Genomic DNA, 13,360 nt, shown 5'->3' with positions numbered 1-13,360 from the left:
CAGGCGATCCACGGGAGAGTCTGACTCTCGTGCACCTAAGCACGTTCGGGCCCGACGGCGGCTCCCCGGTGCTTCTCGTACACGGCGGTGGGGTCGCGGGATGGATGTGGACCTCACTGCGCCGAAGCCTTGAAGCGAAATATCGTGTACTCGTGCCGGATCTTCCCGGGCACGGCCAGAGTGCCGGTGAACCATACCGTTCACACGCCGAAACAGTGGATGCTCTGGGCCGGGTGCTACTGCGCGATACTTCAGCCCCCGTTGCGGTCGTTGGGTTTTCCCTGGGCGCCCAGCTCGCCCTAGAGCTCGCGGCCACACGCCCGGACCTCGTTGACCGGGCCATGATTGTCAGCGCACAGGCAAAGGCGATGCCGTTCACGAGACTAACCCTTCGAGCGCTCGGCGCTGCGGCACCCTTGGCGCGAAATCGTCGGTTCGCGCGGCTACAGGCTCGGGAATTGTTCGTGCCCCCGGAATTGATGGAGACGTACATCGATACCAGCGTGCGAGTGTCCAAATCGACGCTGCTGGCCGCTGTCGGAGACAACATGCGTTTTCAGGTGCCGGAAGCGTGGTCGCACTTTCGGGGTCACGCCGTCGTGATGGCAGGCCGACGCGAGCGCGCGTTGATGCGTGATTCCGCGGCAGTCATTCACGCTGCCCTGCCAGAGAGTGTTTTGGAGGTTATCGACGGTTGCGGCCACGGAATCCCGCTGCAGCGCCCCGAGTGGTTCAACGGCCGCGTCGCCGCCTGGCTCGCCCAGCGATAAAACCGAAACCCGGCTCTAGTCAAATTCTGCACGAGAGTCTCGGCGGTCTGCAATACGCGCTTCGACATCGATCATCGTGTCGAGGAAGGCTCTCTCCAAATCGACATTGCACCGTTCCGCGAGGCTGATGACGGACCAGAGACAATCAATCGGCAAGCTCATGGGTGAGCTTCGCCTCTAAGTCATCGGTGCCCCGAATCCCGGTTCGAGCCTGAACGAGTTTGGACAGATCCCCGACGTCGCCGACGAAACCAAGCATCAGGTCCTGAATTCCCATGCCTGCCGTAGCGTTCCCAATTGCTTTCGTCGAACTGTGTCGAGATCTGATTAGCGCGGTTCACCAACTCACTAAATTCCATTTCTCGAGCCTTTCACATGAGCGCGCCGCCGCATCGAATTTTTAGCCGCGCGGTGGAGGTGCACTCAGATGGGGCGGGATAGCGTGAGGGCATGATGGAATCGCAGAAGTCTGACAGTGCCGGTGAAAGCGCCAGCGGCCGGGGCCGCCGGTACACCGCCCTCGGCGTGGTCTTTTCCAGCGTCGGGTTGGTGTTCCTGCTGACGATGGAGAGCGCGGCCATGGGGATTCCGTTTCTGGTACTCGGTCTTGTGTTCTTTTCCCAGGGGGTCTCCGCCGCTAAGAAGTCGCGAGGCGATACACCGCCCGGCGATGCGAACGACAAGAACGCGCCCCGACTTCCTAGTGGTGGCTTAACGCAGCAGCAAGTGATTTACTTGCCAGTATGGAATCTGAAAATGCGAACACGGCGACCTCGGCGAGGGCCGCGCTCGCCGCAATAGCGACGGATCGGCAGCGGCTCGGACTCCGCCTGAAGTCGCAGACCTGGTGGACCGCTCCGGCGCAGGCTCTCGCCATCGCGGCCTTCATCGCCTCGCCGGCAGCGGGGATCACCGTCGGAATGACAATGGTGGCGGGCGCCGCTTCCCTGGCGCTGTTCGGCATTGATCACCTCGTGCGCAAGCAGATGCGGCTCCTGAAGCTCCCGGGCCCGGCCGGCCCGGTGAGCCTGATGATAATCATCGTGCTGTGCGTCGTGATGCTCGGAGCGTTCGTGCTCTCGATCGTGTTCGAGGTCACTGACCAGCGAGCATGGATTGTCCTGACTACGGCGGTCGTCTTCGTCGTGGCCCTCATCAGTTCGGCGCTCTATGACCTCGCGAACGCCCGGGAACTGCTCCGTGGCTGCTGACCCCCGATTCGATGAGGCAATCCATGCGCCAACCCGACTGCGGCTGTGCGCGCTGCTTCGGGCGACCGGAACCGCGGAATTCACCACCATCGCCGCCACATTGGAGCTGAGCGAGGCAACGCTGTCGAAGACCATTCGCAATTTGATCGAGCTTGAGTACGTGGCGACCGTGAAGGAGGCATCGCCCGCACGGGCGGATGCGCGCCGCACCACCAGTGTGGCCCTCACCCGGCGCGGCCGCGCTGCCATCGACGGCCATCTGGCCGCGCTCCGCGAGCTGTCGGGAGAATCAGACTGACCCCCGGAGCGATCGCGACACGGCCTCCCGGGGCCCTGCTTTGGGGGGAGAACCTGCGATGGCCGGCACGCAGGCTGCAAATTGCGCGAAAATGGAGGGGACGCGTAATGACATCATGACCACCACCGCGATGCCGCGCCAGCCGACCCCGGGCATCCGCCGGCATCGCACGTCGTCGCCGCACTGCGGTACTGACCGGTCATGTGCTTGGCAACGCCATCCAGGCGAAGAACGTCGAGACCGCGAGCAATATGCCACTCGTGCTCACGGTGCTGCCGCTCCTCGGCAGCGGCTTCGTGCCGACGGACTCAGTGTCGGGTTGGCTGCAAGGGTTCGCGGAGTACCAGCCCTTCACTCCGTACATCGAGACAATTCGCGGGCTACTGCTCGGTACCCGCTCGGGTGGAATCCCGTGTTCGCTGTCGAGTGGTGCATTGTCGTCGTGGCCGCCAGTTACGTCTGGTCGCGGGCGCTCTGCGAGCGCAAGTCGGTGGACTAGAGCCAGCACGCAAATGGCGGGCGGGCGCGACGGGCGCGATTCGGTCGCGGCCGCCCGCGGTGTCGCGTGCTGGATCCGTGTCCGCGTATAGGCTGGAGTCTTGACACGGGGTGCCGCACATACTGTGCGTGCTGAGATCACTACCCGTTGAACCTGTCTAGTTAGTACTAGCGAAGGAATGTCACGGATGATCGATCGAACCCAGCTTGCCCTGCGGCAGATTCCCCGAATCCTCAGTATCGCGGGGACGGATCCGACCGGCGGTGCCGGCATTCAGGCCGACCTCAAGAGCATTGCGGCCAACGGCGGGTACGGCATGGCTGTGGTGAGTGCGTTGGTGGCGCAGAATACGCGCGGGGTGCGCTCGGTTCACATCCCGCCGATCGCTTTTCTGCGCGAGCAATTGAACGCCGTGAGTGACGATGTGACCATCGACGCCGTCAAGATCGGTATGCTGGCGCAGCTCGATGTGATCACCGAGGTGCGCGACTGGCTCTCCCGGTGCCGTCCGCCGCTGGTCGTACTCGACCCGGTCATGGTGGCCACGAGCGGCGACCGCCTGCTCGACCCGGCAGCCGAGCAGGCGCTGCGTGACCTGATTTTGCAGGTCGACCTGGTCACGCCCAACGTTCCCGAGCTGGCCGTTTTGCTCGGTGAGCCGCCGGCGGCCAACTGGGCGGAGGCCCTCGAGCAGGGCAAAAGATTGTCGGACAGCACCGGCGCTACCGTTCTGGTCAAGGGCGGCCATCTCAACGAAACCAGCTGCCCGGATGCCCTGGTCAACACCCACGGGCGGCTTGCGCAGAGCGTGGTCGAGGTCGCCTTGCCACGTATCCGCACCACAAACACCCACGGCACCGGATGCTCCCTCTCCTCGGCGATGGCCACGGTGCTGGCTAGAACTGGTGATTGGGCGCAGTCCCTGGCCGAAGTGAAAGACTGGCTACACGATGCCCTGGCACACGCCGATGAGCTTGAGGTCGGCCAGGGAAACGGCCCGATCCACCACTTTCATCGACTGTTCGCCGGTTCGGCAGGCGCGTCACCGATTCCCGCCGGTTCGGCGGCGTTCAGCTCGACACCGACCTTCAGCTCGACACTGTGGCGAGACGTCGAGCTGACTCGCCTGCAAATCTTCGACCTCCCGTTCATCACCGACCTCGGTAGCGGCACACTCGCCGAGGAAGATTTCTCCTATTACCTGGCCCAGGATGCGCTCTATCTCGGCACCTACGCGAGCGTGCTTGCGCGGGCCAGTGAGCTCGCGCCGACCCCAAGCGCGCAATGTTTTCTCGCCGATTCGGCAGCGCGATGCCGCGATGTCGAGCTGGAATTGCATCGAAGTTGGCTTGGGCAGCAACCGGAGCCCAGCGAAGCCGGCCCGGTGACGACAGGCTATCTGGAGCACCTGCTCGCAGCCGGCGCGGCCGGAAACTATGCGGTGCTTCTCGCCGCCCTGTTGCCCTGTTTCTGGCTGTATGCCGACGTCGGTGACCGCCTGCATGCCGAGTATTTGTCGCGCACCGAAACGACTGCGCATCCCTATGCCGCTTGGCTGGAGACGTATTCCGATGAGGAATTCGCCGCGGCCACGAAGCAAGCTATCGCCCTCACCGACGACGTGGCAGCGACGGCGTCGAACGCGGAACGCGCGGCGATGCGTCAGGCGTTTGCGACCTCGGCTCGGTTTGAACTCGACTTCTTCGATGCCCCTCGGCAGTTAGTGCGGGCGTGAGATGAACGCGGTGACCACCTGGGTGCGACTAGCCGAGCGGCGGGAGGCTGGCGAGCAGCCGCCTCGCGGCATCCGTCGGGTCGTCGGCGTCGGTGATCGCGCGCACCACCACTACCCGGGTAGCTCCGGCGTCGACCACCTGATCGATGGTGTGAAGGTCGATGCCTCCGATCGCAAACCACGGGCGCACGCTGCCAGCTGCTGCGCTCTGCTCGGCCGCATAGCGCAGCAGGCCGGTTCCAACCGCTGCCCGACCGGGTTTCGTGGGCGTTGCCCAGACCGGGCCGACGCAAAAATAGTCGAGACGGTCGGCGACGAGGGCGGCATCCACTTGTTCGGTGGTGTGGGTGGACAACCCGATGCGGGCGGCGTCGCCGAGCAGACTGCGTGCTGCGGGCAACGGCAGATCCGTCTGGCCGACGTGAAAAACCGGCGCGCCAGCGAGAACGGCGATATCCGCGCGGTCGTTGACCGCCCAGAGCCGTGCTTGCTTGTCGGCGACCGAACGCAGAATCTTGAGATAGTCGAGCTCCTCGGCGGCATCGATGCTCTTGTCGCGCAGTTGGATGATGTCGACACCGCCGGAGTACGCCGCCGTCACGAAGTCGGCGAAATCGCCGCGGCTCTTGCGGGCATCGGTGCAGAGATACAGCCGGGCGGTGATCGGGTCCATGCGACCAACCCTAAAGGGCTTCGGCCCAGCCTCGGTGCACGCGATGAGTGAGCGGCGCTCACACCGGTCGGTCGACGTAGCCGTCATCGGCGGCGGCGTGATCGGGCTCGGCATCGCCTGGGCGGTAGCGCAGTCCGGACGCACGGTGGTCGTCATCGACCCGGATCCGGCTGGTGGTGCCACCTTTGCTGCGGCCGGAATGCTCGCCGCGGTCAGCGAACTGCACTACCAGGAAGAGGCGCTGCTCGAGCTCATGCTCGCCTCCTCGACGCTGTACCCCGCCTTCATCGACTCGCTCGGACCCGATAGCGACGCGACCGGATACCAGCGCACGAGAACCCTGAACGTCGGTGCCGACGAGGCCGACCGGCAGGCGCTCGCCGACCTGCGCGGCGTGCAGCTAGCCAACGGACTGGCCGTCGAGCCAATCACCATTCGCGAAGCCCGGGTGCTCGAACCGCTGCTCAGCCCCCAGATCTCGAGCGCCTTTGTGGTGGAGCAAGACCACCAGGTCGACCCGCGCCGGCTCACCGCGCGCATCCTGTTGGAGCTCGCGCACCACGGCCACGACGCCGTCATTCGCGTGCAGGCCAGCGGGTTGCTGCATTCAGCGGATGCCTCCTCCCGCGTCACTGGCGTCGCCCTTTTCGATGGTTCCACGGTCACAGCCACCGACGTGGTCGTGGCCAATGGGCTCGGAGCGGCCGCGCTGGACGGGTTGCCAGAGCATCTGAAGCTTCCGCTTCGCCCGGTTTACGGGGATATTCTGCGGCTGCGGGTGCCCGAGCCCCTGCAGCCACTGCTCACCTGCACGGTTCGCGGACTGGTGCACGGTGTGCCGGTGTATCTGGTTCCGCGCACCGACGGAACGCTCGTGATCGGAGCCACGCAGCGCGAAGACGGCTCGGGCGTGGTGTCGGCCGGCGGCGTTTATCAGCTCTTGCGGGACGCCCAGGTGCTGGTGCCGGCGGTGAGCGAGCTCGAACTGATCGAAACGACCGCCCGCGCCAGGCCGGGAACTCCCGACAACGCGCCGCTCCTCGGTCGCGTCGATTCGGGCACGGACGGCGACATTCCAGGCCTCATCATCGCCACCGGATTCTTTCGCCACGGCGTACTGCTCACCCCGGTCGCCGCCGAGCACTGTCTCCAGCTCATCGAGGGAATCGCCGACGATCGGTGGAGGGCCTTTCGGCCGGACCGATTTTCCAGCCGCGCTCCCGCATCCGCTTTGTTGAAAGGAGGTCACTCGTGACCGTAACCATCGCCGTGAACGGCCAGGAACGACCTGTTCAACCGGGCAGCACTGTGACCGACCTCGTAGCCGAGATCACCGGCCGGGCGATCGCGACCGATGGCCGTGCAGCCGACGGAAGCCGCGTCGGAGTAGCCGTGGCCCGCAACGCCGCGGTCGTTCCCCGCAGCCTGTGGTGGTCGACCGGGCTGGCGCCGGGCGATGAGATTGAAATTGTGACCGCCGTGCAGGGAGGATGACCGTGCCTACGACCCCGGATAGCCTCGTGATCGACGGCGTCGAACTAACCTCCCGCCTGATCATGGGCACCGGGGGAGCCCCGAGCCTCGATGGCCTCTGGGCTGCCCTGCGTGCCTCCGGAACCGAGCTGACCACCGTCGCGATGCGGCGCCACAGCGTGGCGACCACCGGCTCGCTCTTCGAGCTGCTGCTGCAGAATTCCATCCGCGTGCTGCCGAACACGGCCGGCTGTTTCACCGCTCGTGACGCCGTACTGACCGCCGAGCTCGCTCGGGAGGCCCTCGAAACCGACTGGATCAAGCTCGAGGTCATCGCCGACGAGCAGACCCTGCTGCCCGACGCGGTCGAACTGGTCGAGGCCACCGAACAGCTCGTCGCGCGGGGCTTCACGGTATTCGCGTATACGAATGACGACCCCGTGCTTGCACTGCGGCTCGAACACCTGGGCGCTGCGGTCGTGATGCCGCTCGGGGCACCGATCGGCACGGGTCTCGGCATTCTCAATCCGCACAATATCGAGCTGATCGTGGCCCGGGCCGGGGTTCCTGTGGTGCTGGACGCCGGAATCGGCACCGCCTCTGATGCCGCCCTCGCGATGGAGCTGGGCTGCGATGCCGTGCTGCTGGCCACCGCGGTGACGCGCGCACAGAACCCGGTACTCATGGCCGACGCCTTCAAGCACGCCGTGATCGCGGGCCGCCGTGCCGCCCAGGCCGGCCGCATCCCGCGGCGTGAGCTCGCTCTGGCGTCATCGACTATGGCCGGGCGGCCCGACCTGTGAAGCGGATGCTCGCGCCGCTCGTCCAACCCGGCGCGGAGCTCACTGCGGCCGAACGCGAACGGTACTCGCGGCACATTCTCCTTCCTGAAATCGGCGCGCTCAACCAGCGCAGGCTGAAAAATGCACGCGTGCTCGTGATCGGCGCCGGCGGTCTCGGCTCGCCGGTGCTGCTCTACCTCGCGGCCGCCGGGGTGGGCACGCTCGGCATCGTCGACCACGACACGGTGGATCTCAGCAACCTGCAGCGCCAAATCATCCATGGAACCTCGGGAATCGGACGATCAAAACTGGAATCCGCGGCGGCGGCGGTCGTCGAGCTGAATCCGCTCGTCTCGGTGCACCAACACGATGTCTGGCTGTCGGCCGAGAATGCTCTCGACCTGTTCGCGCAGTATGACCTGATCGTTGACGGCGCCGATACCTTTGCCACACGCTATCTGGTGAGTGATGCCGCCGCGCTGCTGGGCAAACCGTGTGTCTGGGGATCCATTCTGCGCTTCGACGGTCAGGTCAGCGTGTTCTGGAACCGGCACGGTCCCACCTACCGCGACCTGTATCCGGAGGCCCCGCCGGCCGGCTCGGTGCCGAGCTGCAACGAGGGTGGCGTGTTCGGAATGTTGTGCGGAACGATCGGCGCCACGATGGTGGCCGAAGCCGTGAAACTGATCACCGGGGTGGGCCGCACGTTGCTCGGCCGGGTCGTGCTGTTCAACGCGCTCGACGCGACCTGGCGCGAATTCAGCATCGCGCGCGACCCCGCCGCACCAGCGGTCACCGAGCTGATCGACTACGACCTGTTTTGCGGCACATCGATCACGGATGCGATTTCCGTGCAACAGCTAGCCGCCCTGCTCGAGGCGCGGGCGCGGGGCGAGCTCGATTTCGACCTCGTCGATGTTCGCGAACCCGAGGAGTACGACATCGTGCACATCAATGGCGCGCAGCTCGTGCCGCAAGGCGGCATCCTCTCGGGGGAGGTCGTTCTCGCCTGCGACCGTGACATTGTCGTGCACTGTAAGGCGGGCCCGCGCTCGGCGGCCGTGCTCGCCGAGCTGCAACGTCGCGGTTACGAGCACGTGCATCAGGTGGCGGGCGGCATTCTGGCGTGGGTGAAGGAGATCGAGCCCACGCTTTCGACGTACTAAACCGCGCAGTGATGACACGGAAGTAGATGCCGCACGCGGCATCTACTTCCGGCCCCCACAAGGGGGTAGTATCGCTGCAATCGGGATCTCCCCGCGCATGAAATGAAAGGTCGGACTATGAACCCGTTACTCATCATTGTGGCCATTGTTGCGGTGGTGCTGCTCATTACCGGAGGTCTGGTGCAGTCGCTTCAATTCCTGATCTGGGTCGGCATCGTGCTCGCGATCATCGCGGTGATCATGTTCCTGATGCGGTCGATGTCAGGACGAAAGAGCGTCTAGCGCGCCATGGCTCCAGAACAGCCGGCACGAGGAGAATGGATTCCTCGGGCCGGCTGCTTTCTGTTCTGGTCGGGCGCGGTTGTCGCCGCACCGGCCACGAGCCGGGTCTAGCCTTGTGAGTGCCGACCGCCTCGCGGCTTCGAAGAGAGTGGACCATGCCGGAACTCAATACCCCCGCCCGTGTCGTCGTCGTCGGCGACGCCCTGATCGACGTACTGCGTGACTCGGAGACGAGCCGGGAATTCCCCGGTGGCGCCGCCCTGAATGTGGCGGTCGGACTGGCCGTGCTCGGGGTGCCGACGGCCCTGATCGCGATGGTCGGCGACGACGCCGACGGCGCGGTGCTTCGGGCATTCCTCGACCAGTACGGCGTGCAGCTCATCGCGACCTCCGGCCCGCTCGGGTCGTCGCGGGCGGTGTCCGACCGTACCGACGGCGAGCCCCGCTACTTCTTCAACGACGCTGCGAAAGCGCGCCGCATCGAGTTCGGTGCTTCCGAGCGCGCCGCGCTCGAGGCGGCCGAGCTCGTCGTCGTGAGCTGTTTTCCGTTCGACGACACCGCGCAGACCGAAGCCTTCGCCGCCGGCGTCTCCGACCCGGAGCACCGCCTCGTGATCGACCCGAACCCCCGGGCCGGCATGTTGCATGACGGGCCGCGGTTCGTGCGCAACTTCGAAGCGCTCGCCGTGCGCAGCCTGCTCGTCAAGGTCGGCGATGAAGACGCCGATCTGCTCTACGACAGCACGCTCGATGAGCTGCGGGAACGGCTCGTCGAGGCCGGGGCCCGCACCGTGTTGGCGACAGCCGGACGACTAGGTGCCTCGGTCTCATCCGCGAACAATGGGCTGATCCGCGTGCCCATCGCCGAGCTCGACAGCCCGGTCATCGACACGATGGGTGCCGGGGACGCGACGCTCGCGGCATCCGTGTGCACGATTGTGAACGGCGGGTTGCCCCTGGATACTGCCGCCTGGCAGACCCTGCTGGCCGACGCCATGCTGACCGCCGCCGCCACCTGCCGGCACGAGGGTGCGCTGCTCCGCCGACCGTAGCGAGCGGATGCGCGCGGCGGGTCAGGCCTCGGGCTCGGCTGCCGCGTCGGTCAGCTTCAGGCGCGAACGGATGGCGTCGCGAGCCTGCTGGGCCGCGCGGCGCACCTCCTTGTCGGAGTCGCGCAGGCGCACCTCGATCGTGGCGATATTGGCTTCGGTGCCCTGATCGGCGAGGGCGTGCAGTGCGGCGGAACGCACGCGCGGGTGCTCGTCAGTGGTGAGGCGCACGAGCTTTGGCACGACCTGCAGACCGCGCAACAGCACGACCTTGGCGCACATTTCGCGTACGCGCCAGGCCTGGTTGTTCAGGCCGACGACGATGTACGGAGCGGCCTGCTCGCCCCAGACGTGCAGCAGAGCGCGGGCGCCCCACAGCTCGGGCCAGTACAGCGCGGGAGCACCCTCGAGAATGCCCAGCGCGTGGCGTCCGCCGGCATAGAGCAGAAAGTCTTTGCCGGCGTTCTTGGCACGCAGCAGGGCCACGGCATTGTCGATGACGACGTTCTCGCCGTAGTGCGCGACGGCGGCGCGAATGCGTTCCTCGGTCGGCAGGTCGATCGGAAGGTCGGGGTGCGGAATCAATTTGTTTTGCATAGCCCTCTAACGCTACCTCCCCGCAGGCGCCGGAGCCATCGAAACGGGTCGCAGACCGTGATCTCGGGCGGGTAATAGGGCGCAACAGAGCTGCCGGGGATTTGGTGGGCCGTCGGCCGGTCGACAGACTGGAACCGTTGCGGTAAATGGGTACCGCGCCTCGACCAGGCCCGGGTGCCCAGTGATCTCCGTCAAACATGTCTTCAAAACCTTTGGGGCGGCCGCGGCCGCCACGACCGCCCTCGATGATGTCAGCCTTGAGGTGGCCCGCGGCGAGATCTTCGGCGTGATCGGCCAGAGCGGTGCAGGTAAAAGCACCCTCATTCGCGCGATCAACCTGCTAGAACGTCCGAGCAGCGGCACGGTCACCGTCGACGGTGAGGAGCTCACGCGACTCTCGCCCGACCAGCTACGCCTGGCCCGCCGCAAGATCGGCATGGTTTTTCAACACTTCAACCTGCTCGCCGGGCGCACGGCGCAGGGCAACGTCGAGTTGGGCCTGGAAATCGCCGGCGTCGGCGGCACCGAGCGCCGAAGGCGCTCGCTCGAGATCCTCGACCTGGTCGGGCTCGCCGACAAGGCCGGCGCCTACCCGGCAGAACTCTCCGGCGGGCAGAAACAACGCGTCGGCATTGCTCGCTCGCTAGCCGGCAATCCCAAGATTCTACTCTCCGACGAGGCCACGAGTGCCCTCGACCCCGAGACCACGCGGTCCATCCTCGACCTCGTGAAAACGATCAACGTTCAGGTCGGTCTGACCGTGCTGCTGATCACGCATGAAATGGATGTCGTCAAGCGGGTCTGCGACTCGGCCGCCATGCTCGAACATGGTCGCATCCTCGAGCAGGGATCGATCGTGTCGCTCATCTCTACCCCCGGCTCCCGGCTGGCTCACGAACTGTTTCCGCTCGGCGAAATTGCGCCGCACCCTGGCAACACCGTGATCGAGATCACCTTCAGTGGCGGCTCGGCCGACCGGCCGGTGATCGCCCAACTGGCTCGCAGCTACGGCCTCGACGTGAGCATCCTCGGCGCCGTCGTCGAGACCATCGGCGGCAACCAGGCCGGGCGCACCCGCCTCGAGCTGCCAGGCACACCGCTCGCCAACGCCGCCCCGATCGCCGACCTACGCGGGCAGGGACTGCTCGTCGAGATCGTCGGCGACGGCGCAGCCATGGAAGGAGCGCGCGCATGATCGACCCCACCGCTCCCGGCTTCTGGTCCGGACTGTTTCAGGTGCTCCTCGTCGGCACCGGCGAGACCCTCTATATGGTCGGTGTCGCCGTGCTGTTCACCGTTCTGGTGGGACTGCCGCTCGGCATCCTGCTGGTCGGCACCGAACGCGGCGGACTGTTCGAGGCCCCGTTCGGATATAGGCCGCTCGGCCGGGTCATCAACCGGGTACTCGAATTCGTCGTCAACCTCGGCCGGTCGGTGCCGTTCATCATCCTGATGGTTGCGCTGATCCCGTTCACCAGGCTGGTCGTCGGAACCTTCATCGGATCGACCGCCGCGATCGTGCCGCTCGCCGTCGTGGCTATCCCCTTCTTCGCCCGCATGGTCGAGATAGCCATCAAGGAGGTCGATTCCGGCCTCGTTGAAGCCGCTGAGTCCCTCGGTGCGACGCGCTGGCAGATCGTCGCCAAGGTGCTCGTGCCGGAGTCGCTCTCCACGCTGATCCTCGGTCTGTCCACCACGGTGACCTCGATCATCAACTTCTCGGCCATGGTCGGAACGGTCGCCGGCGGCGGGCTCGGCCAGGTCGCCATCCAGTACGGCTACCAGCGTTACAGCACCATTCACATGGTCGCCGTCATCATTCTCATCTTCATCATCGTCATGATTCTGCAGGGGCTCGCAACGTGGCTGGCCCGTCGTTTCTCCCACCGGGGCAGGCCGACCCGCAGCCGCGCCACCGTCCCCACAGCCATCTAGTTCGTCCCGACACGAAAAGAGACACCTTGAAATTCACCACCCGCGCCGGCCGTCTCGCCAGCGTCGCCCTCGCAGCATCCGCTCTGCTAAGCCTGTCGGCCTGCGCCGCCGACGTGCCAGCCGCCACCGACACCGATACCGCGAGCCTCGGCACGATCAACGTCGGCGCGCTCGCGACGCCGGCCGGTGACATCATCAAGTTCGTGCAGGACAACCTCGCCGCCGAAGCCGGACTCGAGATCGTCTACAAGGACTTCACCGACTACACCACGCCCAATATCGCCCTGACCGACGGCTCGATCGATGCGAACCTGTTTCAGCACGCCACGTTCCTCGACACCTTCAATACCTCCACCGGCGGCGACCTGGTGAGCCTCGGTGCGATCTACCTGCCGAGCGCCGCGTTCTACAGCGACAAGGTGACGAGCGTCGACGACCTCGAAGACGGTGCTCGCATAGCCATTCCGAACGACCCGTCGAACGAAGGGCGCGCGCTCGAGATGCTCGCCGCCGAGGGACTGATCGAGGTCGCCGAGAAGCCGACCACGCTCGCTGACGTGACCGCCAACCCGCGCGACTTCGACTTCGTCGAAATCGAGAATGCCACCCTGCCGCAGGCCGTCGCCGATGTGGATGCCGCCTTCGTCACGATCTCCTTCGCTCTGCCGGCCGGGCTCAGCGCCGACGACGCGATTCTGATCGAGGGCACCGACAGCCCCTACTCGAACGTGCTCGCCACAACGCCGGAGCTGGAGAACGACCCGCGCGTGCTGAAGCTGCTCGAGCTGCTGCTCTCGGCCGAGACCCAGCAGTACATGACCGACACCTGGGGCGGCCTGGTCATCCCCACCGCGTAACCCCGTTCAAGCGGATGCTCGGCCACACTGTGT

17 protein-coding genes and 1 riboswitch are annotated in these 13,360 nt (G+C 65.8%); of the genes, 13 read left to right on the top strand and 4 right to left on the bottom strand.

Going from position 1 to position 13,360, the window contains the following annotated elements; genetic code table 11:
* The first annotated feature begins 29 nt into the window (after positions 1 to 29).
* Complete coding sequence (locus CJ028_RS11475) at positions 30 to 770, top strand: alpha/beta fold hydrolase (protein ID WP_205684007.1); 741 nt, start codon at positions 30 to 32, stop codon at positions 768 to 770.
* 145 nt (positions 771 to 915) lie between these two features.
* On the opposite strand, the gene CJ028_RS21735 is transcribed toward CJ028_RS11475, so the two are convergent.
* Positions 916 to 1,047 (bottom strand): nucleoside triphosphate pyrophosphohydrolase family protein, encoded by a 132-nt coding sequence (locus tag CJ028_RS21735; RefSeq protein WP_276309383.1) that lies wholly within the window; start codon positions 1,045 to 1,047, stop codon positions 916 to 918.
* 94 nt (positions 1,048 to 1,141) lie between these two features.
* Positions 1,142 to 1,351, bottom strand: coding sequence for a hypothetical protein (locus tag CJ028_RS20685; protein ID WP_129590471.1), 210 nt, complete (start codon positions 1,349 to 1,351; stop codon positions 1,142 to 1,144).
* A 162-nt stretch (positions 1,352 to 1,513) separates the two neighbouring features.
* Between CJ028_RS20685 and CJ028_RS11465 the strand changes: the two genes are divergently transcribed.
* The 3 genes from CJ028_RS11465 (at position 1,514) to CJ028_RS11455 (ending at position 4,513) form a co-directional block, all read left to right on the top strand.
* Positions 1,514 to 1,981 carry a hypothetical protein gene (locus CJ028_RS11465; RefSeq protein ID WP_105035379.1) on the top strand — a complete coding sequence of 156 codons (468 nt, stop codon included), beginning with the start codon at positions 1,514 to 1,516 and terminating at the stop codon, positions 1,979 to 1,981.
* A complete protein-coding gene (locus CJ028_RS11460) occupies positions 1,971 to 2,279 on the top strand; it encodes a transcriptional regulator (RefSeq protein WP_105035378.1) in 309 nt (102 codons plus the stop codon). The genes CJ028_RS11465 and CJ028_RS11460 overlap by 11 nt, the downstream gene beginning before the upstream one ends.
* A gap of 595 nt (positions 2,280 to 2,874) precedes the next feature.
* Positions 2,875 to 2,974: riboswitch (TPP riboswitch) on the top strand.
* Positions 2,957 to 4,513: a bifunctional hydroxymethylpyrimidine kinase/phosphomethylpyrimidine kinase gene (locus CJ028_RS11455; RefSeq protein ID WP_148666440.1), complete on the top strand. Its 1,557-nt coding sequence runs from the start codon at positions 2,957 to 2,959 to the stop codon at positions 4,511 to 4,513. (Overlaps the previous riboswitch by 18 nt.)
* Before the next feature lie 28 nt (positions 4,514 to 4,541).
* Here CJ028_RS11455 and thiE read toward each other — a convergent pair whose 3' ends face one another.
* Positions 4,542 to 5,186 (bottom strand): thiamine phosphate synthase, encoded by a 645-nt coding sequence (gene thiE, locus CJ028_RS11450; protein WP_105035376.1) that lies wholly within the window; start codon positions 5,184 to 5,186, stop codon positions 4,542 to 4,544.
* A 43-nt stretch (positions 5,187 to 5,229) separates the two neighbouring features.
* Between thiE and thiO the strand changes: the two genes are divergently transcribed.
* From thiO to CJ028_RS11425, 6 genes are all read left to right on the top strand, one after another.
* On the top strand, positions 5,230 to 6,441 hold the full coding sequence (thiO, locus tag CJ028_RS11445) for a glycine oxidase ThiO (protein ID WP_105035646.1): 1,212 nt from the start codon (positions 5,230 to 5,232) through the stop codon (positions 6,439 to 6,441).
* The gene (thiS, locus tag CJ028_RS11440; RefSeq protein WP_240607216.1) at positions 6,438 to 6,680 is read left to right on the top strand and encodes a sulfur carrier protein ThiS; all 243 of its coding nucleotides are present in this window, start codon (positions 6,438 to 6,440) and stop codon (positions 6,678 to 6,680) included. Before thiO ends, thiS begins: the two co-directional genes overlap by 4 nt.
* Positions 6,677 to 7,462: a thiazole synthase gene (locus CJ028_RS11435; protein WP_105035375.1), complete on the top strand. Its 786-nt coding sequence runs from the start codon at positions 6,677 to 6,679 to the stop codon at positions 7,460 to 7,462. Before thiS ends, CJ028_RS11435 begins: the two co-directional genes overlap by 4 nt.
* Before the next feature lie 5 nt (positions 7,463 to 7,467).
* Entirely contained in the window at positions 7,468 to 8,607 is a 1,140-nt protein-coding gene (gene moeB, locus CJ028_RS11430; protein WP_105035374.1) for a molybdopterin-synthase adenylyltransferase MoeB, read from the top strand.
* Positions 8,608 to 8,724: 117 nt separating this feature from the next.
* Positions 8,725 to 8,889, top strand: coding sequence for a hypothetical protein (locus CJ028_RS21085; protein ID WP_167395138.1), 165 nt, complete (start codon positions 8,725 to 8,727; stop codon positions 8,887 to 8,889).
* A gap of 155 nt (positions 8,890 to 9,044) precedes the next feature.
* Complete coding sequence (locus tag CJ028_RS11425; RefSeq protein WP_105035373.1) at positions 9,045 to 9,941, top strand: PfkB family carbohydrate kinase; 897 nt, start codon at positions 9,045 to 9,047, stop codon at positions 9,939 to 9,941.
* 21 nt (positions 9,942 to 9,962) lie between these two features.
* Here the strand turns inward: CJ028_RS11425 and CJ028_RS11420 are convergent, their stop codons facing one another.
* Positions 9,963 to 10,535: a HEAT repeat domain-containing protein gene (locus CJ028_RS11420; RefSeq protein WP_105035372.1), complete on the bottom strand. Its 573-nt coding sequence runs from the start codon at positions 10,533 to 10,535 to the stop codon at positions 9,963 to 9,965.
* A 181-nt stretch (positions 10,536 to 10,716) separates the two neighbouring features.
* Here CJ028_RS11420 and CJ028_RS11415 point away from each other — a divergent pair, with 181 nt between their 5' ends.
* Genes CJ028_RS11415 through CJ028_RS11405 form a run of 3 tightly spaced genes read left to right on the top strand, consistent with a single transcriptional unit; the run spans position 10,717 to position 13,327 of the window.
* Complete coding sequence (locus CJ028_RS11415; RefSeq protein WP_105035371.1) at positions 10,717 to 11,730, top strand: methionine ABC transporter ATP-binding protein; 1,014 nt, start codon at positions 10,717 to 10,719, stop codon at positions 11,728 to 11,730.
* Positions 11,727 to 12,470, top strand: a complete 744-nt coding sequence (locus tag CJ028_RS11410) for a methionine ABC transporter permease (RefSeq protein ID WP_105035370.1) — start codon at positions 11,727 to 11,729, stop codon at positions 12,468 to 12,470. Before CJ028_RS11415 ends, CJ028_RS11410 begins: the two co-directional genes overlap by 4 nt.
* A gap of 26 nt (positions 12,471 to 12,496) precedes the next feature.
* Positions 12,497 to 13,327 (top strand): MetQ/NlpA family ABC transporter substrate-binding protein, encoded by an 831-nt coding sequence (locus CJ028_RS11405; protein WP_105035369.1) that lies wholly within the window; start codon positions 12,497 to 12,499, stop codon positions 13,325 to 13,327.
* Positions 13,328 to 13,360 lie beyond the last annotated feature (33 nt).

Origin of the sequence: Cryobacterium aureum, from assembly GCF_002954245.1 — a bacterium.
Taxonomy (GTDB): Bacteria; Actinomycetota; Actinomycetes; order Actinomycetales; family Microbacteriaceae; genus Cryobacterium; species Cryobacterium aureum.
This window is presented reverse-complemented; position numbering and strand designations above follow the sequence as displayed.

What these genes read in the sequence shown, in the direction of transcription:
- CJ028_RS21735 (WP_276309383.1), bottom strand. Translation starts at nt 1,047, where the DNA reads ATGGGAATTCAGGACCTGATGCTTGGTTTCGTCGGCGACGTCGGGGAT.
- CJ028_RS20685 (WP_129590471.1), bottom strand. Translation starts at nt 1,351, where the DNA reads ATGGCCGCGCTCTCCATCGTCAGCAGGAACACCAACCCGACGCTGGAA.
- CJ028_RS11465 (WP_105035379.1), top strand. Translation starts at nt 1,514, where the DNA reads ATGGAATCTGAAAATGCGAACACGGCGACCTCGGCGAGGGCCGCGCTC.
- CJ028_RS11455 (WP_148666440.1), top strand. Translation starts at nt 2,957, where the DNA reads ATGTCACGGATGATCGATCGAACCCAGCTTGCCCTGCGGCAGATTCCC.
- thiE (WP_105035376.1), bottom strand. Translation starts at nt 5,186, where the DNA reads ATGGACCCGATCACCGCCCGGCTGTATCTCTGCACCGATGCCCGCAAG.
- thiO (WP_105035646.1), top strand. Translation starts at nt 5,230, where the DNA reads ATGAGTGAGCGGCGCTCACACCGGTCGGTCGACGTAGCCGTCATCGGC.
- CJ028_RS11435 (WP_105035375.1), top strand. Translation starts at nt 6,677, where the DNA reads ATGACCGTGCCTACGACCCCGGATAGCCTCGTGATCGACGGCGTCGAA.
- moeB (WP_105035374.1), top strand. Translation starts at nt 7,468, where the DNA reads ATGCTCGCGCCGCTCGTCCAACCCGGCGCGGAGCTCACTGCGGCCGAA.
- CJ028_RS21085 (WP_167395138.1), top strand. Translation starts at nt 8,725, where the DNA reads ATGAACCCGTTACTCATCATTGTGGCCATTGTTGCGGTGGTGCTGCTC.
- CJ028_RS11425 (WP_105035373.1), top strand. Translation starts at nt 9,045, where the DNA reads ATGCCGGAACTCAATACCCCCGCCCGTGTCGTCGTCGTCGGCGACGCC.
- CJ028_RS11420 (WP_105035372.1), bottom strand. Translation starts at nt 10,535, where the DNA reads ATGCAAAACAAATTGATTCCGCACCCCGACCTTCCGATCGACCTGCCG.
- CJ028_RS11410 (WP_105035370.1), top strand. Translation starts at nt 11,727, where the DNA reads ATGATCGACCCCACCGCTCCCGGCTTCTGGTCCGGACTGTTTCAGGTG.